Here is a 19,821-nt window from a genome sequence, read left to right as displayed (position 1 = left end):
CAATTGCGCCCACTTAGCCTTTTTTAACGTGGTGGCAAGCGGTCCAAATCCGTCCACGTATTCAATTGGGCTTATCACCCAAGCTGCGGTTTTGCCTCAATGACATTTTCGGGTCAAGAAAGATCGACGCATAAGCGTAACGCGCCTGACGCATTTCGGCCAGAAACTCGAAGGAAACAAAGAAAAAACGCATCTGCAACTTTCTGGCAAATGCGCTTTTTGAAATCATAATTTCGGGTGTCTTCTATTTCGCATTTTCGTTATCGGCAACAAGAATGCCCATCGATTTAACCAACTCGAAAACACGCTTGCGCTGGGTCGGATCGGTGATCCGATAATATGCACGTACCAGTTCAAGGGTTTCACGGCGGTTCATCGGATCATTATCGAACGGATCCGGGCTTTCCGACATTTCGCGACGCTCATGCACGGATTTCGTCGAAATCTCGTCAGGCATATCATCAAAGAAGAATGAAACCGGTACTTCCAGAACGCGCGACAAATCATAAAGGCGCGAAGCCCCGACACGGTTTGCACCGCGTTCGTATTTCTGGACCTGCTGGAATGTCAGCCCAATGGCCTCACCCAGTTTTTCCTGGCTCATACCAAGAAGGGTTCTGCGCAACCGAACACGTGCACCGACATGAATGTCGACGGGATTCGGCTTGCCATTTGCGGTCCGGCCCCGACCTCTACCACGGGTATTCTTGACCATCGTGTTTTCATCCTTAGGCGACATTTTGTGTTGTCCTTCTCTCACTCCGACCTACCCGCTCTTATTTTTTGGTGGGACAATCAGGGAGCGGTTCGGTGCTTCACACAGCCGCTTTAAGGGATTTGAATAACCTACTATATCCCAAAACGAGAACGGCTAGAAAGGTTACAATACCGTAAAATAGAATATCGCGCCACAAATAATATACTGTGGTATGGTTATACACCCCCGAAAGGGGGTGAACCATGATCTCCTCTGTTCTTAAGGGGAGTTTTGCCAGTTCCCGACCATAGGCGTCATACATTCCCGATACGCCGGTATAGGCCGCGCGCACCAGCGGTCGGCCTTCTTCGATGCTGCGGAACCGTGCGGCTGCCAGATGCTGATACGGACCAGCACTTTTGCCAAACCACCCGTCATTGGTAACATTGAGCAGCCAGTCAGGCTGATTTGCATCGTCAATAACAGCGCCCGGGAAAATGACCTCGTAGCATATCAACGGCGAGAAGCTTGGCATCCCGGCCACTTCAAGGGTCTGTGGCCCTTCACCAAATGAAAAATCTGTGCGGCCAGCAGTCAGCTTAGGGATCGGAATCCATTCTCTGAGAGGTACATATTCGCCAAATGGCACAAGATGAAACTTGTCAAAACTCGCAACAATTTCCCCGTTGCTGTCAAGAACCTGAACGGCGTTCCAAACCTTGAATTCATTCGTATCCCGCGGATAGGTCCTAGGTGCCCCGGTAATCAGGATATCATCAGGTCCAAGAACCGATGCCATTTGCAACCTACGAACAGGTTGGGCTTCCACAAAGAATGTTGCAGCCGTTTCTGGCCAAATCACGATACGTTTTCGATCTGGTGCCATATCAACCGGGCGACGCGACAATCGCAGCAATTTTGCGAAATGCTGATCCTGAAGTTCGGGAATCCACTTTTCACGTTGGGGAATATTGGGTTGAACAACCTGAATGACGGGCAGATAGTCAGAAACCGTTGCGTCGGCTGTCGCGGGACCAACCAGCGACAAACGAATGGCACCACCGCCCCACAGCAGAACCGCAATCATAATGCCGGCAATGGCACTTATTCTGCCCACGCGCCCGGCAATAAACGTTGCCGGCAGGGTCGCAAACAAAGCCGTGAATACGGATAGACCGTAAACACCGACAATCGAGGCAAACTGCATTGGTGCTGGATCAAAAGCCCAGACATGCGCCAGCAAATTCCACGGAAATCCGGTCAATACATGGCCCCGCAGGAATTCCGCCACAGCCCAAAGAGTTGCCAGCATTATGGCACGACCAATGATTTGCCGCGTCAACCGCCAGCTTGCCCAAACGGCGACCATCGGGAAAATTGCCAGCCCGCCGCCTAGCCCCAAAAGAGCAAATGGAATCATCCATCCATAGATTTCCGGCTGAACCAGAAACGCATGACTGATCCAATAGAACCCAGCGGCAAAATGCCCGGCACCAAACCACCAACCGGCGGACAGCGCCCCCTTGTTGCACTTAACCCCCTCAAGCGACCAGAGCAGTATGGCAAAAGCCACTGGCAAGGCCGGCAAAAAGAAGAAAGGCGGTAACGCCAAAACCGCAACCGCCCCAGACACCAACCACAGGAAGCGCCTGCGCCAACCCGAAAGGTTGGCGAGGCGCGCCGCTAGTCTGTCAATCATTCGATGATCCCTGTTTGGAACTTTCGTCACTAATCTCGGCCGGTTCGGTCCGGACCAGATGAATACGCAAACGCCGAATTCGGCGCGGGTCGGCATCAAGGACTTCGAACTGGATACCGGACGGATGTTCGATCAGTTCCCCACGCGCAGGCACACGCCCCGCAAGCGAGAAGACCAGCCCGCCCAATGTATCGATATCTTCGTCCTCGTCTTCATCCAACAGGCCGAAGCCCAGCTTTTCCTCAAGGTCTTCGACCTCGTAGCGGGCATCGGCGATATAACAGCCATCGGAAAGCCGGATCAGTTTCGGTGTCTGATCAATGTCATGTTCGTCATCAATCTCGCCGACGATTTCCTCGACCAGATCCTCGATCGTGATCAGCCCGTCAATGCCGCCAAACTCGTCGACGACCAATGCCATATGCGTTCGCGACAAACGCATTTCGGACAGAAGATCAAGCACCCGAATGGCGGGCGATACGAACAACACCCGACGCAAAAGGGATTGCAGCTTGAATTCCTTGCCGGCAGCAACACAGCCCAGCACATCCTTGATATGAACCATACCGGCAATTTCATCGAGGGACTCGCCATAAACCGGTAGGCGTGAATGAGCTTTTTTCACCATCACGTCAACAAGCTCGTCAAGCGTGATGCTTTTTTCGACCGCAACGATATCGGCCCGCGGGATCATGACATCCTCAGCCGTCATATCGCGGAGTGCGATGATATTTTCAAAAAGTGACCGTTCGTGAAGCGAGACGGGCTCGTCATCTTCTTCACTACGCTCGGCAAGTTCTTCAAGTGTGTCTGAAAGCGATGCCTCGCCATTCCTTGGCTTGCCGCGCTTAAGGCCTAATGCCGATGCGACATTTCCCCACAAGGATCCGTTATCGGAATCCTGACCATTCTCCCCGCCCTGGCGAGGGCTCGTACTCTCGTGGTCGTCGTCGCGCTGACTATTCTCGTTCATTGTCCTGTTTCGATATCTTGATCTTCAATCGGTTCATAGGGATCATCGATCCCCAGTGCGGCAAGAATTTGCCGTTCAAGTTCTTCCATCTCTTCGGCTTCATCATCAACCATATGATCATAGCCGACAAGATGCAGCGTGCCATGTACAGTCAGATGAACAAGATGATTTATCAGCGTCTTGTTCTGTTCAACGGCTTCACGTTCGCATGTTTCACGTGCAATGACGATATCACCCAGCATCAGGGGCATATCGGATGACATCATGAAAGCTGCTGTATCATCCGCACTTTCGAGGGCTGCGAACGATAAAACGTTGGTCGGACTATCCTTGCCGCGATAATCACGGTTCAATATCCGGACAGACGCATCATCGGATAACCGAACACCGACCTCAACCACCGGCGCAATACTTAAAAGCGATGCACCATCTCCTTGGTCGGGTGTGCCATCGGCTGGAGCCGCATCTTCTTCCCAAAGCGCACCGTCACGCACAGCGCCATCAAGGGCGGCACGCACAGCATTTTCAATCGCATCAATGTCGGCCTTGGTCCAATTACCCGCTTCAACATCAAGGTCCAGATCAAGCGGTGCTGTCATCGCCCTGACCCTCGTCCTTGATTCCGCGATAGCCTTTTTTCAGTCTGTCCCGCAATGCATCTGCCGCGTCATAAGCCTGAACAATCTTGGTGACAAGCGCATGGCGAACAACGTCGCGCTGATCAAACTTGATCGTCGCGACACCTTTGACATCCGCGATGGTTTCAAGCGCATCCCGCAGACCCGATTTGGTGCCATCGGGCAAATCGACCTGAGTCAGGTCACCCGTCACCACCATCCGCGATCCTTCGCCGAGACGGGTCAGGAACATTTTCATCTGCATGGCTGTCGTATTCTGTGCTTCGTCCAGAATGACAAAGGCATGGGCCAAAGTACGGCCACGCATAAAAGCAAGCGGGGCAACTTCGATCTCGCCACTTTCCATTCGCTTGATCACGACGTCGCCAGGCAAGGTGTCATGCAGCGCATCATAAAGCGGACGCAGATACGGATCGACCTTGTCCTTCAGATCACCCGGCAGGAAACCAAGCCGTTCGCCGGCCTCGACCGCAGGACGTGACAAGACTATACGATCAACCTGACCCTGAATAAGCGATTGGACCGCCATGGCGACCGCCAGATAGGTCTTGCCGGTTCCGGCCGGACCAATGCCAAAGACCAGCTCGTGATCAAGCATGGCCTCGACATAATCCTTCTGGCGTTTGGATCTCGGCGAAATCCGGCGTTTTTTGGTCTGGATGGTCAGACGCGACCCGCCAAACATATCTTTGGTCTGCCCGGTCCAGGGGTCAGCTTCGTCGGGTTCGGACAAACGGATGGCACCATCAACCGTTTCGACATCGACATGATCTATTTCCTTGTCGCGCAAGCGCGCATAAAGCTGACCAAGAACCTTTTTGGCCTGGGCTACTTTGGGACCTTGCCCGGCAAGGGTCACAACCGATCCACGACTGGAAACCTGAACCCCGGTACCTTCGGAAAGGCGGGTCAGGTTTTCGGCCTGCGGCCCATATAAAAGCTGGGCAAGTGCATTATCTGCAAATTCGATCTGGTCGGTGTCTTTGGTCGAAGACTTGGCTTTTGCCGTGTTTTTTGCCTTGGCTGAAGTGGCAGTCACGCAATTTTCCTTTCAGAATCCCGGTTTTGAACCGGGGCATCGACCAGTTCACCGCCAAGGGAATTAGGCAGTGCTTCGGTGATTTTCAACCTTACGATCTGTCCCAATGCGGATTCTGGCAAACCGCTGACATGAACCGGCTGCATATAAGGGCTTTTTCCGACAAGTTGTCCTTCAAGTTTGCCGTGGCGTTCCAGCAGGACATCCATTTCCCGACCAAGACAGTTTCGGTTGAATTCAAGCTGCTGCTCGGCGAGAAGCGCCTGAATACGCATGATCCGTTCGGTCTTTACCGGCTCGGGAACCTGCAGTTCCATGGCCGATGCCGGAGTGCCGGGGCGCGGGCTGTATTTAAAGCTGAAAGCCTGAATGAAGGTGATATCGCGCACCATTTGCATCGTGTCTTCGAAATCCTTGTCGGATTCGCCGGGAAAACCCACGATAAAATCAGACGACAGCGCAAGATCAGGGCAGGCATCTTTGAGTTTTGTAACGATTTCGCGATAAGATGCGCCATCATGCTTGCGGTTCATCGCCTGCAACACACGATCCGATCCTGCCTGAATGGGAAGATGCAAAAACGGCATCAGTTTGGGAAGGTCACGATGGGCTGCAATCAGGTCATCATCAACATCGCGCGGGTGCGAGGTTGTGTAACGAATGCGATCAAGTCCATCAATCTCGGACAATTCGCGTAACAGACGACCAAGCGTCCATTCGCCGCCATTTGGGCCGTCGCCGTGATACGCATTGACGTTCTGACCCAACAAAGTGATTTCACGGGTGCCCTTTTCAACGAGCTGGCGGGCTTCATTGATGATATCCATGCCCGGTCGGGAATATTCGGCACCACGGGTATAAGGCACAACACAGAAGGTACAGAATTTATCGCAACCTTCCTGAATCGCCAGAAAGGCCGAATAACCCTGTCTTGAAACCTGTTGTGGCAGGTGGTCAAACTTTTCCTCGGCCGGGAAATCGGTATCAATGATGCGATCACGCCCGACTGCGCGATTGGCGCGCGCTACCATTTCCGGCAAACGATGATAGGTCTGCGGCCCGAACACCATATCGACCATCGGTTCGCGACGCATCAATTCCGCACCTTCGGCCTGCGCAACACAACCGGCAACAGCGACAATCATCTTGTCCGTGCCATTGGCTTCCTTGGCTTTTTTGTGTTTACGAATACGGCCAAGATCGGAAAAGACCTTCTCAGCAGCTTTTTCGCGGATGTGGCAAGTATTGAGGATAACCATATCGGCACCTGCGGCATCGTCGACCGGCTGGTAACCCAGCGGCGCCAATACGTCCTGCATGCGCTGGCTGTCATAAACATTCATCTGACAGCCATAGGTTTTTACAAAAAGCTTTTTCGTCACACTCACTTCTGGATCCGTTTTTTGCTTTCTCGAATACGCCGAAAAGCGGTGTGAAAGCTCACACCGCAGACCGGACATCTTCGATATCTGAAATTCCGGTTACATGAAACCCAATTCACGCAATCGGATCATACGGCAAAACGGTCAGGAGCCGAACTGACGATCCGGTCCGAACAGACGAAAATCTTCGGAAACAATGGCCAGCGGCGAAAAGCCAATCAGGTCACCGGTACGTCCATTATCAATCAGCGGAACCGGAACCCCCTGATGCATGCCGGTCAGTGCTGCATGATGTCCACGCGCAACAGCTGTTTCACACATCCGGGAAAGTTCCTTGCGCGACCCGGCATCGGCCAAGGTCACAGGCGGGTGAACAACCAGCTCAACCGTTACTTTGCCAAGAGCCAGAAACTGCCACAAATGCGGCGCCAAGTCCATATCGCCATACCAGGAATAGAAAGCTCTCAGATCGCGTCCGATCGGTGCTCCATCAAGACGGGTAGCCGCAATCGAAACCGGCTGGACTTTTACCTGCGATCCATCGGGCAGGGTGCGTTCGGCAACACCGAACAAAGTCGACTTGAACGGCAGCACACGGTTGCCGTCGTTGCTGGTGCCTTCCGGGAACAGGATCAGTTTGTGCCCATCAGCAAGACGCCGGGAAATCTGATCATTCTGCTCGCGAGCGCGGACTGGGCGACGTTCGACAAAGGTGGATCGCTGCAACTTGGCAAGCGTTCCGAAGATCGGCCAGCTGGCGACCTCGGTCTTGGCAATGAAACTGCCGCGAACCAAGGCCCCCAGCACCGGAATATCGAGATAGGATGCGTGGTTGGCCACAATAATACCCGGCCCATCCATCAACTCTACCCCGGAAACGCGAAGCTCGATATGAAGGATTTTCAGGCAAAGCGCATGATAAAACCGCGGCAGATCATCGGCCAATCGCAGTCGAAATGCAATTGCCATCACCTGAACCGGGATCAGGATCAAAGTCAGCAGGGCATAGGCCAACAGCCGGATGGCTGCACACGCATAACAGTTCACGATACCCTCGCGGTCCGCTCATAATGCTTGTAGTAACGATCCGTTACCTTTTCCGTCGGTAACACGATGCAAATGTCGGTGGTATTAAACTGATGATCAACCACCGCACCATCACCGACGAAACCACCCAATCGCAGATAGCCCTTGATCAATGGCGGCAGATCGCGAAGCGCCTGTCGTGCATCAATTGCATCAATCGTCGTGCGCGCCATCGGCTCGTACCGGCCTTCGACTGCGCGAGGTCGCATTTCTTCGGGTGCCAGATGATTGTGATGCAGATAGGTCAAAACATCACCAAAGGCATCCGGATCGGTGCCATGGAAAGATGCGCAGCCAAACATCAGCTTGATATCGTATTTGAAAACATAGGCAGCAATTCCCTGCCAGAGAAGTTGCAGGGTCGGCATCGTGCGATAGGCTTCTTCAACGCAGGAACGACCAAGTTCCATGATCTCGCCGCTGCCTTGTGCCGCATCAAGCATTGACTGGATGTGGTATTCATCAGCGCTGTAAAAGCCGCCATGCTGATTTGCAACCGACTGACGCAGCAGGCGATAGGTTCCGACAACACCGTCTGGTCCCTGACCGCGATTGTGATCGATTACCAGCAGGTGGTCACATAAAGGATCATAATTGTCAAAGTCGCGCTCGGCCGCAGCCATTTCCGCGCTGGGCTTTGCCCCGCGTTCCTCATAGAACACCTTGTAGCGAAGTTTCTGACTGGCGAGGATTTCATCCTCGGTTTCGGCGAGGCGCACCTCTAACCGCTGCTGTCGATCGTCGCTCATCGCAACTCCCTTTCGTTCATCTGCGCAGATTTTGCGCAAGTTTCGCGTCAGGGGCGAGTGAAGGCTTTGTTAAGAACGCGTAACAGGAATATGAAAAACCACCCGCTCGGCATGAACGGGTGGCTTGAAATCTGCGATTTTCGCAACCGTATTGTCAGAAATCGGTTACTTTTCGTCCTTCATCGGAACGCCGTAAAGCTCCAGTCGATGACCGACAAGCTTGTAACCAAGCTCTCTGGCGATCTCTTCCTGCAACTTTTCGATTTTTTCGTTCGAAAACTCGATCACGTTACCTGATCGCATATCAATCAGGTGGTCGTGGTGTTCCTCGGTCAATTCCTCGTAACGTGCACGGCCATCACCGAAATCGTGTTTTTCAAGAATATCCGCCTCTTCAAACAGGCGAACGGTCCGATAAACGGTTGCAATCGAAATCTTCGGGTCAATTTCGGTCGCCCGGCGATAAACGAGCTCCACATCGGGATGATCTTCTGATTCCGACAGGACCCGGGCAATCACCCGGCGTTGGCCGGTCATTTTCAAACCCGCGTCGATGCACTTCTGCTCGATGGTTGATTCTGTAAGCATAGTCTTGTTTCTCGTTTCCGGTTCCGCCTGTCCCCAGCCAGGATGCTCCCAGGCTTTTGCTCTCATGTGGGCTAAATATCGAGAAAACTGTCACATATCGCAAGGTACAAATAGCGATAATTTGTTCTCTCCAGCTTGCCTCCAGCCCGATGAAACGCTACTTCACGTTTCCGGTGCCCAATCAGGAGACAGCATATGGACGACATCACGCCCGATCATAAGATCGACATCACAAAGGATGTCTGCCCGATGACATTTGTTCGCACCCGACTGAAACTTGAAACCATGACACAGGGTCAGGTTCTCGAAGTAACACTAGGCGCTGGCGAACCGTTAAAAAACGTTCCGCGTTCTGTCACCGAAATGGGCGACACCGTCATTGACCTTGTCGAACTTGCCGACGCACCGAACACATACCGTTTAACGATACGAAAAGGTTGAACAAATCCCGCGCGTCGTCATCAAGGCCTAGACTATAACAGCTTGACGGTCAAAACCACACATTTGATGTGGATATAGCGAAATAGAATACATCCAGCTTGCATTAATCGCCCCAGCCCAAAACACAAGCACCAAGATCACGCTCCATAACCAGTGCATCGACCTCACGCCCGGACTTCCGGCGATAGTATCTCTTGCGCCGCCCGATCTCGGCAAAGCCGCAATCACGATAAAGCGCAATCGCCGGTGCGTTATCATCGGCCACTTCCAGTAAAACCCGCCCGACACCGGTTTCGCGCAAGCGATCAAAGGTCGCAGACAACAGTTTTCTGGCAACGCCGCGTTTACGCGCTTCCTTTGCGACAACGATGGTATTGATTTCCGCCTCGTCCAGCACTGCCTGCATCTGGATAAAACCAAGTGGGATATCAAGGCGGTTTTCCGCCTCATTCCCCGGTGCAAAGGCCAGAAACCCGAAGGCCCCAGGCACATCAAGCAGTGCGATCATTTCATCCGCCGACCAGCAATCCTGATCTTCGAACCCTTCAGCATGAAGCGCACTTGCAACATTGCAAAACGCCGCAGTCAGGGGAACGACTTCAATCCCGTCTTCAACTTCCGGCTGGTGGGATGAAGCACTCATTCCTCATGTACCGGCTTGTTTTTTGCCGGTCCCTGATCTTCGATCCGGCGCGCATCGGGTGCACGCAGATACATTGGCACAGGCGGCAGGTTTTCATCCGTTCCCCAGCGCGCCGCTGCAATACGCGCCACATTTCCGGCTCGCGGTAGCCCCGGCGCCGTGCAATCATAAAATGCATCCGGCGCGTGGGCAGCCGCAGTCAAAAGGCGTGGGGTAGCATCGCCGGCCAGAAGCGTATCGCCCGGTGGGGCCATCATCAGAGCCTGTCGGGGTGCGACACATTCCGGCGCACTGAGCGGGCGCTTCTTGCCATCAAAGGCCTGGGCAAAAATTTCGTTCCGCTTGCTGTCGAGTGCCACCAGAATATTTCGTCCCTGCTGATCACGTTCGGAAACGCCATAGGCCACCGCCTCAAGCGAACTGACACCAACCACCGGAATTTTACGTGCTAGCCCAAGCGCACGCGCGGTCGCAAGGCCGATCCGCATACCGGTAAAAGCGCCCGGTCCGACGGTGACGGCGACACCATCAACCTCGTCAAAGGTGATTCCCGCCTGATCCAGACTTTTGGCAATAAACCTCATCAGGTTTTCTGCCTGCCCGCGTTCCATATCCTCATAAAGCTCGCTCTTGACCTCGCCATTGACCAGTACAGCTGTTGAAAGTGACGTTGACGCGGTGTCGATAGCCAAAAGCGTTGGGCCCGTTTTTTCAATGGCCCCGGATGACGTTTGCGGTGCGGTCCGATCTGCGCTATGGGGATTGTGACGCAACTGACCAGTCAGCATTTTTTTGATGTAATCGGTAAACGACAAGAACAGGGGGCCTCCGGCAATGGCGCTGGTCGAAATTACGCCACAAGAATATGATGTCGAAATTGATATTGTTTATGCCACGGATCGCAATTTCACCGGGGCACCGATCTATTCACGGCCTGCCTGCTATCTTCATCGTGATGCGGCGGACTGCCTGAAAAAGGCTGTCGCCATGGCACGACGTCACGGTAAACGCATTCGCATTCTGGATGCCTTCCGCCCACAAGAAGCCCAGCGGGCTCTTTGGAACCATACACCCAATCCCGATTTCATCGCCAATCCCGATCTTGGATCGCCACATGGCCGTGGTGTTGCCATTGATCTAACGCTGTTGGACGCAAACGGCAAGGAACTGGATATGGGGGCAGGGTTTGATGAAATGCATATCCGGTCCTATCATGGAGCGGACGGGCTTTCAAAAGACGCCGAGGCCAACCGTTTGCTGCTTCTGGGCATCATGGTTAGTGCGGGTTTCGAATATTACAGCCACGAATGGTGGCATTATCAACTGCCTAACGCACGCAGCAATTATCCCCTGTTTTCCGACAGTTCCCTGCCGCAAAGCATGATGAAATAATTGATTGGGCAACAAAGTTGCCGGGCCAACCGCAATAAGCACGCGGTTGGCCCGGTTTCTATAGAACGGCCTGACCACTTTCCGGATCAAACAGCGATACACGCGCACCATCAATCATGATCCGGGCATCACTGCCGGAACTGAAATGCTGTTCGGGGCCTGTACGGGCCGTAACCTCCGCCCCGGCGACGGCAAGACGGACATATTGATCAGGCCCGGTCGGCTCTGCCAGAAGCACCCGGGCATTTGCACCAAAGTCATCAAATACAAGATGTTCCGGCCGCGCGCCCAATGTCATGGGGCAGCCGATAAATTCACGGGCGCGGCCGGGCAAATCTACCAATGGCAATTGGCCCGATCCCCCGTCAAACGCAATTCCGTCACCCACCTGAACCAGTTTGCCATCAATGAAATTCATGGTCGGGGCACCGACGAAGCTGGCGACAAACCTGTTGGCCGGTCGGCGATAAACATTTTCCGGTGTGTCGGCCTGCTGGATAGACCCTTTGTCCAGCACCAAAACCTTGGTTGCCAGCGTCATGGCTTCGATCTGATCGTGGGTGACATAGACAATGGTCCGGCCAAGCCGTTCATGAAGGCGTTTCAATTCGACACGCATATCGGCACGCAATTTGGCATCAAGGTTCGATAGAGGCTCGTCAAACAGGAAAACCGATGGTTCGCGCACCAGCGCACGGCCGATCGCCACGCGTTGCTGCTGCCCACCGGACAATTGCGACGGTTTACGATCCAGAAGCGGGGTAATTTGCAGAAGTTCACCAATGTCATCGACACGCTTTTCGATATCGGCCTTGGGCATGCCACGCATTTTAAGGCCAAAACCGATATTCCTGCGCACCGACATGGTCGGATAGAGCGCATAGGACTGAAACACCATCGCGATATCGCGTTCATCAGGCTCCAGTTCCGAGACATCTCGCCCGGCGATGTGGATTGATCCGCCGGTGACGGGTTCCAGACCGGCAATCATGTTCAAGATCGTCGATTTGCCGCACCCCGACGGCCCTAACAGGACCAGAAACGCACCATCCTCGATTTCGAGATTGATATCCTTCATCACGGTCAGACCGGCATAGGCCTTGGTCACACCACGTAATTCAACGCCGTTCATGTCCGTTATCCTTTCACTGCACCAGCCGCAATTCCGCGAACAAACAACCGCCCCGACAGCAGATAAACAGCCAATGTCGGAAGCGCCGTCAGCATGGTGGCAGCCATATCCACGTTATATTCCTTCTCGCCGAACTGCGATCCGACAAGGTTATTGAGCGCAACCGTCATCGGTTGTCCGGATCGCCCACCAAAGGTCAGGCCCAACAGAAAATCGTTCCAGATATATGTGAACTGCAAAATCATCGCGACACCGAGGATCGGCAACGAAAGGGGCAACATGACATGCCAGAACAAGGGCCAGAAACCGGCTCCGTCAATGCGAGCGGCTTTCAGCAGATCCTGTGGAACGGTTTTGAAAAAGTTACGAAACATCATGGTGGTAAAGGCAACGCCCCATATGACATGCACCAGAACCAATCCCGGAATGGATCCAAATATTCCCAGTTCGCGCACCATGATGATCAGGGGATAAAGTGTTACCTGTGGCGGGATGAACATGCCAACCAGAAGGGCGGCAAACATCAGATTGGCCCCGCGCATTTTCCACGCTGCCAAGGCATAACCGGTAACCGCACCAAGTCCGACCGAAAGGAAAAGCGCCGGAATGACGATTTTGACTGATGTCAGGAAGGAGGATGACAGACCACCGCAATTTCCGCCTGCGGTTTGGCTACAATCGCCAGACCATGCTTCGCGCCACGCGTCAAAACTTGGTTCCACCGGCAGGGCAAAGATGCTGCCATCACGAATTTCATCCATCGGTTTAAGCGATGTCGACACCATAATAAAAACCGGCGCCAAAATCATCAGGGCAGCAATGCCCAGCAGTCCATAAAGCGCAAGACGGTTAAATCGCATGGTCAATGCCCCCCACCGTCGCGTGCTTTGCGCAGTTCAAAATGGATATAGGGCGAAATGACTGCAATCACGGTACACAGCAATACAAATGCACCGGCCGCACCAAGGCCAAGTTCCTGCCGGTTCAGGATATGATCGACAACAAATTTCGCCGGCAAATCCGATGAAAAGCCGGGCCCACCGCCGGTCAGGGCAACGACAAGGTCATAGGCCTTCATGACAATCGCGCTCATCAGGATGAATACGGTAAAGAATACGGTGCGCATCATCGGCGTAATCACATGCAGATAGACCCGCCAGATCGGAATGCCATCCACCCGTGATGCCTTCCAGATATTGGGGTCGACATTACGTAGCCCTGCGAGAAACAGTGCCATGCACAGCCCGACCTGCTGCCAGATTCCGGCAATGGCAAGGGTATAGATCGCCCGATCCTGACGTACGATCCAGTTGAACTCAAATGTAGTCCAGCCCAGTTCGCGCACAGCATCCTGAAGCCCCAAACCCGGATTCATCACCCATTGCCAGATGACACCTGTCACGATGAAAGACATCGAAAGCGGCAGCATGAAAACCGTGCGAAACATGCCCTCGGCCTTGATCCCGCGATCAATCAGAATCGCCAGCAAATAACCGAAAACGATACATCCACCGATAAACAGGAAGCCATGAATGGCAATATTCTGCATTGCCGTCCACCAACGTTCATTGGCGAACAGGCGCACATATTGGTCAAAGCCGGTAAATTTATAGACCGGCAACAGACGCGACCGCGTCAGCGAAATCACAAAGGTCCAGATAATAAAGCCATAAAAGCAGACGATGGTAATCGTCATGGCAGGGATCAGCGCCATTCTTGCCGTCCATTGCGGACGCCAGCGCCGTCTGCCGTTGTGCGAAGTTTTCAACGCACCCTGTGCCGGTTCGGCCATAAGTAATCTCGCTTCTTTGTAAAGGTGCCGCTGCATCAAGCAGCGGCACACCTGCAAAGCCGTGTCATTCCATCTGCCTTACTTGGCATAGGAAATCGCCTGACGGAATTCTTCCTGCCCCTGTTCCGGACTCATGTCAGCACTGTTCCAGAAATTGGAGATACTGTCATCAATTGCCCCGGAAACGGCACTTGGAACACCAAACAGACCGGTACTGACCAGATGGGTTTTCTTGTCCTGCAATGTCGCCATGGCCTTTTGTGCACAGACATCAAAACTATCACCCGGCACATCAAGAAGGGCAGGGATCGAACCCTTTTTCTTATTGAACGCAATCTGGACATCAGGCTCCAGCATCACATGCGCCATTTTTTCCTGGGCCGCCTGTGCTTCTTCGCTGTCCATCGCGGAAAAAGCAAAGGCATCAACCGTCATGATATAGGCGGTATCGATGGCCGGGGCGAAGGCACAGCCGACCGTTGTGCCCGGTTCGACACCGGCCGCAATAATTTCACCCTTGGCCCAGTCACCCATAAACTGAAACGCGGCGTCGCCGCGGATGACCATATTGGTCGCTTCGTTCCAGTTACGACCCGGGCTCGCTTCATCGACAAAGGGTTTGAGCGCTGCAAAGGTTTCAAACACCTTGCGCATGGTGTCGGATGCCAGAAGTTCATCATCCAGCGTGCTGTATAGCTTGGCGTAGAATTCACGCCCGCCAACGCCGAGAAGGACACTGTTAAACAGGATGCGTTCCTGCCACGGCTGCCCGCCAAGGCCGATCGGAATCACACCGGCATCTTCAAGCTTTTTCGCCGCATCAACGAATTCCGGCCAGCTTTTCGGCACCTCGATCCCGGCTTTTTCAAGCGCGTCCTTGTTGTAGAACATCCAGTTTTCACCATGGATGTTGATCGGGGCGGCGATATAATCACCATCATATTTTGCAGCCTGAACGATAAGTGGCGGCAGCTTTTCATCCCAGTTTTCTTCCTCGGCCACCGCATTCACATCGGCCAGAAGCCCCTGATCGGCCAATTCACGCAATTGCTGCCCGATGGAAAACTGGAAAACAGTCGCCGGGTCGCCGCCCAGCATGCGGTTGACCGCAGCCGCGCGGGCATTGCCGCCACCCGCAATCGGTGTATCGACCCATTTACCGCCCTGTGCTTCGAAAGCGGTACGGATTTCGCCCAAAGCAGCCTGCTCGCTGCCCGATGTCCACCAATGCAGAACTTCGGCAGTCTGGGCGTGAAGCGCACCCGCAGAAACACCGGCGCTCAGAAATGTCGCAAGTGCTGCGACCCTTGAAAATTTCTTCATAACGGATGTCCTCCCTAATGGATACGTTCGCGCCCGACTTCTTAAATGGTCGAAAATTCGTAACGTTTCGATTTTTTTGATAAGCGGTTTATTCACTCTTGTCAATCAAGAAAACCCGGCCATAATAAGGCGAAATCGATCCGGCATTATTTTTTTGCCGAAATTTCCGAAACGTTACGATTTTGGATCTGCCAACGAATGCGATCCGCGACAGGGCAAGGAAACAATCATGATCAAACCTTTTCCCAACGGTTTCCGCTGGGGTGTCTCGACCTCAAGCTACCAGATTGAAGGCGGCGCGAGCGACGACGGGCGCGGCGCCAGCATCTGGGACACCTACTGTGCAACACCCGGCCGGGTTGCCAATGGCGACAACGGCAGCGTCGCCTGCGATCATTACCATCGCTGGGCCGAGGATCTTGACCTGATCCGTCGGCTTGGCGCGAAACATTATCGATTTTCGGTAATGTGGCCGCGTGTCATACCGAATGGCACCGGCGAAGTTAATGAAACCGGCATGGCGTTTTACGACCGGCTGATTGACGGAATGTGCGAACGCGATCTTGATCCTTGGCTTTGTCTTTATCACTGGGATTTGCCACAGGCGTTGCAGGATCGCGGGGGCTGGGCGAATCGCGATATCGTTGACTGGTTTGGCGATTACACCGAATTGCTTGTGAAACGGTTTGGCGACCGGGTCAAATCATGGGTTACATTTAACGAACCCAACGTGGTTGCATGGGTCGGTCACGAAGAAGGCCGCCACGCACCGGGTATTACCGATCCACGCGCAGCGATGCGCGTCGCCCATCATCTGAATATGTGCCATGCGCGGGCGACCCGCGTGATCAAGCATCATTATCCGGATGCACCGGTCGGATTCGTTTTGCCGATGCACAAGGCCTATACACTGCCGCATCGGCGCGAACAGGACGCCCATCTGGTCGATCTGTTCGAAGCCAAATGGAATGGCACCTTCCTTGATCCGGTCTATTTCGGCCGCTATCCCGAGCTGATTATTGATCGCATGGAACCCCATATTCAGGATGGCGACCTTGAAGCGATCAAAACCAAAGTCGATTTTCAGGGCCTGAACCAGTATTTTCCAAGCTATATCGAAGCCACTGAAGGACGCGCATGGCCGTTCAAACACGCCGAACCGCCAAAATATTTCCGTCGCACAGAAATGGGGTGGGCGATTGATGGTGACTGCTTCTATCGCACCATGAAAATCCTGCAGGAGAACTACGGCAATCCGCCGGTTTTCGTGACCGAGAATGGCGGTGCCTTCATCGATCTTCCCGGTCATGACGGCTATATCGAAGATCAGGATCGCATTGCCTACTACAGTGAATATCTCTCGGCTCTTTTGCGCGCCGTTGACGAAGGCGCAAATGTGCAAGGATATATGCCCTGGTCCCTGCTTGATAATTTCGAATGGGCATATGGCTATGAAAAGCGGTTCGGGTTGGTGCATGTCGATTACAACACGCAGAAACGGACGCCAAAGGCGTCTTATGACTTCATGCGGCGCGTGATCGAAAGCAACGCATTGCCTTAACCACAGACGGGCGATTAGATTGTCCGCCAAAGAATAGATGAACGGACCTGTATATGTCAGCCTCCCGCCCGAACCTTCGCACTATTGCTGACCGTCTTGGCCTGTCGGTCACAACGGTTTCTCGTGCATTGAAAGACGGGCCGGAGGTCAAACCTGATACGGTCGCACGCGTCAAGGCCGCGGCGGCCGAAATCGGTTATCACCCCGATGCCCGTGGCGTCATGCTGCGCACCGGCAAAACCATGCAGGTCTGTTCGATCCTGTATTCCCCCGAAGTTGGTGATTATGGCGACCCGGGCTTTCTGGCCCAGGTTGAAAGCCTGGCAAAAGGTTTGGAGGCCGATCACTATTCACTGGTTGTCCTGGCCCAGACCAGCAGCGAAGATCCACTTGAACCCGTTCGCCGCGTACATACGCAACACATGGCCGATGCGGTTGTCTTTTCGCGCACCACATTGCAGGACAGCCGCGCCAAATACTGCCTGCAACATGACTTTCCCTTTGTCAGCTTTGGTCGGACCGAACTTTTAACTCCGCATGCCTTTGTCGATCACGATGATGAACAGGCGGCATATGATGCGGTCAAACGCCTGATTGATGACGGCCACCGCAAAATCGGCATGATTGATCCGCCTGAAGACCTGACCTTTTTCGGATATCGCAAACGCGGTGCGCGCCGCGCCATGATCGAGGCAGGGCTTGATCCAGAAAGCCTGATCTGGATGACTTCGGATGTTTCCGTCCGCGCGGCCCGCGAAGCCACCATCCGCCTGCTGACCGATCAGCGCGATGCTACTGCCGTGGTCTGCGCAAGTCAGATGACAATGATTGGCGCACTCGAAGCATTACTGGAACTGGGCATGGATACGATCCGTGACGGAATCGGTGTTGTCGGCTTTGGCGGCATGCCGTTCCGTATGCTCTCAAAACAGAAACTTGCCTATTACTACCAGCCGCAACGCAAGGTTGGAAAAGTCCTGTCGGAACATTTGCACAGCCTGATGACCGGCACACCCGCCGAAAAACTGCAAACGCTGCTGCCTTATCGGCGGATTGATGACCTCGCCGCCTTCCGGGAAGGGGAGGATTTCTGATCCATGGCAATCAGCCTTCGTTGTCTTTCCTGATATCTTCCACCGTTTCGTCGCTACCCAGAAGCCGAACCAGCATTAGTTCGACCGGTTTTAAAACAATCAGGACAATCAACGTCAACACCGTCGCGATCACCACGATATGCCAGGCCGCAAGGGCGCATGCGATGCCAAGTGCCGCCGTGATCCAGACGGTTGCCGCCGTCGTCAGGCCGCTGACTGACATATCCTTTGGATGGCGCAGAATAACACCCGCCCCGATAAAGCCGATGCCGGTCAAAACGCCCTGCAAAATCCCCTGCACGACGCGCGATAGTGCATCAGGGTGATCGATCAAATCCTCGAAATGTACTGCAACCACCGACACAACCGCGGCACCAAGTGCTACCAATGCCAATGTCCGCATGCCGGTCGGCTTGCCATTCACATCCCGGTTTAACCCGATCAGCATGCCAATGACCGTTGCCGCGCAGAGCCGCAGGATCATGTCGACCACCGCAATATCGAAATAGCCTTCGACGGTTGCAAGATAGGAAAGGTTTGTCATGCCGCATCCAGTTCGCGCTTAATCTGTTTGATATACAGACCGAAACGCGCCCTGTTCGTGCATTGTTCCGCCAACGGTCAATCGGGCAACCCGATATCAATCAGTCTTGCGGCACGACTCCGCTTTCAATTCCCTTGGCTTCGGCCATCAGCCAGTCAAAGAATCGCAAAATCCGCGGGTCGCGCCCCGGTCTATCCAATGTAATCAGGACATAGTCATAGCCGGTAGGCGCCATACCGTACGGCGCAACCAATCGGCCAGCCAACAGATCATCATAAACCAGCGGCAAAGGCCCGATTGCAGTCCCCAAACGATTGACGGCGGCTTGAAGTGTAAAAAAGAAATGGTCGAAATATTGCTCGCTTGCCGGGCTGCTATTACTCCCACTCGCCCGCCTCCAGATATCCCAGGCATCCGGCCGCGTACGACTATGCAACCATCGCGCATTGGACAAATCGCGAACCAGAATATCTTCCCAGCAATTCGGGTCACAAACCGGCCCGGCAAATTCCGGCCAAAGGCGGGTTACCTCGTAATCCTCGGCAATGCCGAAATCAGCCCGCCGGATCGCCAGATCGCATCCCTCAACCAGCAGATCAACCGGCCCACCAGCCAGCCTTAGATCGATATTCAAGTCAGGATTGGCTTCGCGAAAAGCACCCAGCCTTGGCATCAACCAGCGCATGGCGAGGCTTGGTTCGCACGATACTGACAGGATCGGCGATGCACTGTCATGGCGGTGAATTTCCTCGACCGTGCCATCAAGCCCGTCCAGCGCTGTTACGACCGACTTGAAAAGCCTTTCGCCTGCCGGGGTCAACCAGACACGCCGGTTGCGACGAACAAACAGATCAATACCCAGCCGTTCCTCGATCTGCGCGACTGCACGGCTAATCGCACCATGCGTCAGGTGCAATTCTTCGGCGGCGCGCGAAAAGCTTTGATGCCGTGCGGCCGCCTCAAAGGCAGGTAACGCAGCAAGTGGCGGCAGATTGCGCTTTCTGTGAAAATTACTCACGAAATTTCCCACGAATTTTCGATTTTCTGG

The 19,821-nt window shown here is 53.9% G+C and carries 21 protein-coding genes; 4 read left to right on the top strand and 17 right to left on the bottom strand.

The genetic code is table 11. The features are described from left to right. Window positions 1–244: 244 nt before the first annotated feature. From TH3_RS20715 to TH3_RS20675, 9 genes are all read right to left on the bottom strand, one after another. On the bottom strand, window positions 245–715 hold the full coding sequence (locus tag TH3_RS20715; RefSeq protein WP_037989098.1) for a helix-turn-helix domain-containing protein: 471 nt from the start codon (window positions 713–715) through the stop codon (window positions 245–247). Window positions 716–815: 100 nt separating this feature from the next. Continuing rightward, window positions 816–2,396: an apolipoprotein N-acyltransferase gene (lnt, locus tag TH3_RS20710; protein WP_007088431.1), complete on the bottom strand. Its 1,581-nt coding sequence runs from the start codon at window positions 2,394–2,396 to the stop codon at window positions 816–818. Continuing rightward, a complete protein-coding gene (locus TH3_RS20705) occupies window positions 2,389–3,369 on the bottom strand; it encodes a hemolysin family protein (protein ID WP_082242524.1) in 981 nt (326 codons plus the stop codon). Before TH3_RS20705 ends, lnt begins: the two co-directional genes overlap by 8 nt. Next, complete coding sequence (ybeY, locus tag TH3_RS20700; protein WP_007088433.1) at window positions 3,366–3,968, bottom strand: rRNA maturation RNase YbeY; 603 nt, start codon at window positions 3,966–3,968, stop codon at window positions 3,366–3,368. Before ybeY ends, TH3_RS20705 begins: the two co-directional genes overlap by 4 nt. Further along, a complete protein-coding gene (locus TH3_RS20695; RefSeq protein WP_007088434.1) occupies window positions 3,952–5,046 on the bottom strand; it encodes a PhoH family protein in 1,095 nt (364 codons plus the stop codon). Before TH3_RS20695 ends, ybeY begins: the two co-directional genes overlap by 17 nt. Further along, window positions 5,043–6,428: a tRNA (N6-isopentenyl adenosine(37)-C2)-methylthiotransferase MiaB gene (miaB, locus tag TH3_RS20690; RefSeq protein ID WP_037989277.1), complete on the bottom strand. Its 1,386-nt coding sequence runs from the start codon at window positions 6,426–6,428 to the stop codon at window positions 5,043–5,045. The genes TH3_RS20695 and miaB overlap by 4 nt, the downstream gene beginning before the upstream one ends. Before the next feature lie 144 nt (window positions 6,429–6,572). Further along, on the bottom strand, window positions 6,573–7,475 hold the full coding sequence (locus TH3_RS20685) for a lysophospholipid acyltransferase family protein (protein ID WP_007088436.1): 903 nt from the start codon (window positions 7,473–7,475) through the stop codon (window positions 6,573–6,575). Next, complete coding sequence (locus TH3_RS20680) at window positions 7,472–8,263, bottom strand: GNAT family N-acetyltransferase (RefSeq protein ID WP_007088437.1); 792 nt, start codon at window positions 8,261–8,263, stop codon at window positions 7,472–7,474. The genes TH3_RS20685 and TH3_RS20680 overlap by 4 nt, the downstream gene beginning before the upstream one ends. Before the next feature lie 165 nt (window positions 8,264–8,428). Next, window positions 8,429–8,851: a Fur family transcriptional regulator gene (locus tag TH3_RS20675; RefSeq protein ID WP_007088438.1), complete on the bottom strand. Its 423-nt coding sequence runs from the start codon at window positions 8,849–8,851 to the stop codon at window positions 8,429–8,431. A 195-nt stretch (window positions 8,852–9,046) separates the two neighbouring features. Here TH3_RS20675 and TH3_RS20670 point away from each other — a divergent pair, with 195 nt between their 5' ends. After that, window positions 9,047–9,292 carry a sulfurtransferase TusA family protein gene (locus tag TH3_RS20670; RefSeq protein WP_007088439.1) on the top strand — a complete coding sequence of 82 codons (246 nt, stop codon included), beginning with the start codon at window positions 9,047–9,049 and terminating at the stop codon, window positions 9,290–9,292. A 103-nt stretch (window positions 9,293–9,395) separates the two neighbouring features. Here the strand turns inward: TH3_RS20670 and TH3_RS20665 are convergent, their stop codons facing one another. Both TH3_RS20665 and tsaB read right to left on the bottom strand, forming a co-directional pair. Continuing rightward, on the bottom strand, window positions 9,396–9,935 hold the full coding sequence (locus tag TH3_RS20665; protein WP_007088440.1) for a GNAT family N-acetyltransferase: 540 nt from the start codon (window positions 9,933–9,935) through the stop codon (window positions 9,396–9,398). Then, window positions 9,932–10,750, bottom strand: coding sequence for a tRNA (adenosine(37)-N6)-threonylcarbamoyltransferase complex dimerization subunit type 1 TsaB (tsaB, locus tag TH3_RS20660; protein ID WP_007088441.1), 819 nt, complete (start codon window positions 10,748–10,750; stop codon window positions 9,932–9,934). The genes TH3_RS20665 and tsaB overlap by 4 nt, the downstream gene beginning before the upstream one ends. A gap of 19 nt (window positions 10,751–10,769) precedes the next feature. Here tsaB and ddpX point away from each other — a divergent pair, with 19 nt between their 5' ends. After that, complete coding sequence (gene ddpX / locus TH3_RS20655; RefSeq protein ID WP_007088442.1) at window positions 10,770–11,327, top strand: D-alanyl-D-alanine dipeptidase; 558 nt, start codon at window positions 10,770–10,772, stop codon at window positions 11,325–11,327. Between the two features lie 58 nt (window positions 11,328–11,385). Here ddpX and TH3_RS20650 read toward each other — a convergent pair whose 3' ends face one another. From TH3_RS20650 to TH3_RS20635, 4 genes are all read right to left on the bottom strand, one after another. Beyond that, entirely contained in the window at window positions 11,386–12,459 is a 1,074-nt protein-coding gene (locus TH3_RS20650) for an ABC transporter ATP-binding protein (protein WP_007088443.1), read from the bottom strand. Window positions 12,460–12,464: 5 nt separating this feature from the next. Beyond that, window positions 12,465–13,319, bottom strand: coding sequence for a carbohydrate ABC transporter permease (locus TH3_RS20645; protein WP_007088444.1), 855 nt, complete (start codon window positions 13,317–13,319; stop codon window positions 12,465–12,467). 2 nt (window positions 13,320–13,321) lie between these two features. Continuing rightward, window positions 13,322–14,251, bottom strand: a complete 930-nt coding sequence (locus tag TH3_RS20640) for a carbohydrate ABC transporter permease (RefSeq protein WP_007088445.1) — start codon at window positions 14,249–14,251, stop codon at window positions 13,322–13,324. 78 nt (window positions 14,252–14,329) lie between these two features. Further along, window positions 14,330–15,574 (bottom strand): ABC transporter substrate-binding protein, encoded by a 1,245-nt coding sequence (locus TH3_RS20635; RefSeq protein WP_007088446.1) that lies wholly within the window; start codon window positions 15,572–15,574, stop codon window positions 14,330–14,332. Window positions 15,575–15,803: 229 nt separating this feature from the next. Here TH3_RS20635 and TH3_RS20630 point away from each other — a divergent pair, with 229 nt between their 5' ends. Both TH3_RS20630 and TH3_RS20625 read left to right on the top strand, forming a co-directional pair. Further along, the gene (locus tag TH3_RS20630) at window positions 15,804–17,135 is read left to right on the top strand and encodes a GH1 family beta-glucosidase (RefSeq protein WP_040061355.1); all 1,332 of its coding nucleotides are present in this window, start codon (window positions 15,804–15,806) and stop codon (window positions 17,133–17,135) included. A gap of 53 nt (window positions 17,136–17,188) precedes the next feature. Then, window positions 17,189–18,229 carry a LacI family DNA-binding transcriptional regulator gene (locus TH3_RS20625; protein ID WP_007088448.1) on the top strand — a complete coding sequence of 347 codons (1,041 nt, stop codon included), beginning with the start codon at window positions 17,189–17,191 and terminating at the stop codon, window positions 18,227–18,229. Window positions 18,230–18,239: 10 nt separating this feature from the next. Here TH3_RS20625 and TH3_RS20620 read toward each other — a convergent pair whose 3' ends face one another. Further along, entirely contained in the window at window positions 18,240–18,773 is a 534-nt protein-coding gene (locus tag TH3_RS20620) for an MgtC/SapB family protein (protein WP_007088449.1), read from the bottom strand. Window positions 18,774–18,873: 100 nt separating this feature from the next. Further along, window positions 18,874–19,791, bottom strand: a complete 918-nt coding sequence (locus tag TH3_RS20615) for a LysR substrate-binding domain-containing protein (RefSeq protein ID WP_007088450.1) — start codon at window positions 19,789–19,791, stop codon at window positions 18,874–18,876. Window positions 19,792–19,821: the final 30 nt, after the last annotated feature.

This window comes from Thalassospira xiamenensis M-5 = DSM 17429, assembly GCF_000300235.2.
Classification (GTDB): Bacteria; Pseudomonadota; Alphaproteobacteria; order Rhodospirillales; family Thalassospiraceae; genus Thalassospira; species Thalassospira xiamenensis.
The sequence above is the reverse complement of the archived record's forward strand: the minus strand, read 5'-3'. Positions and strand labels throughout refer to the sequence as shown.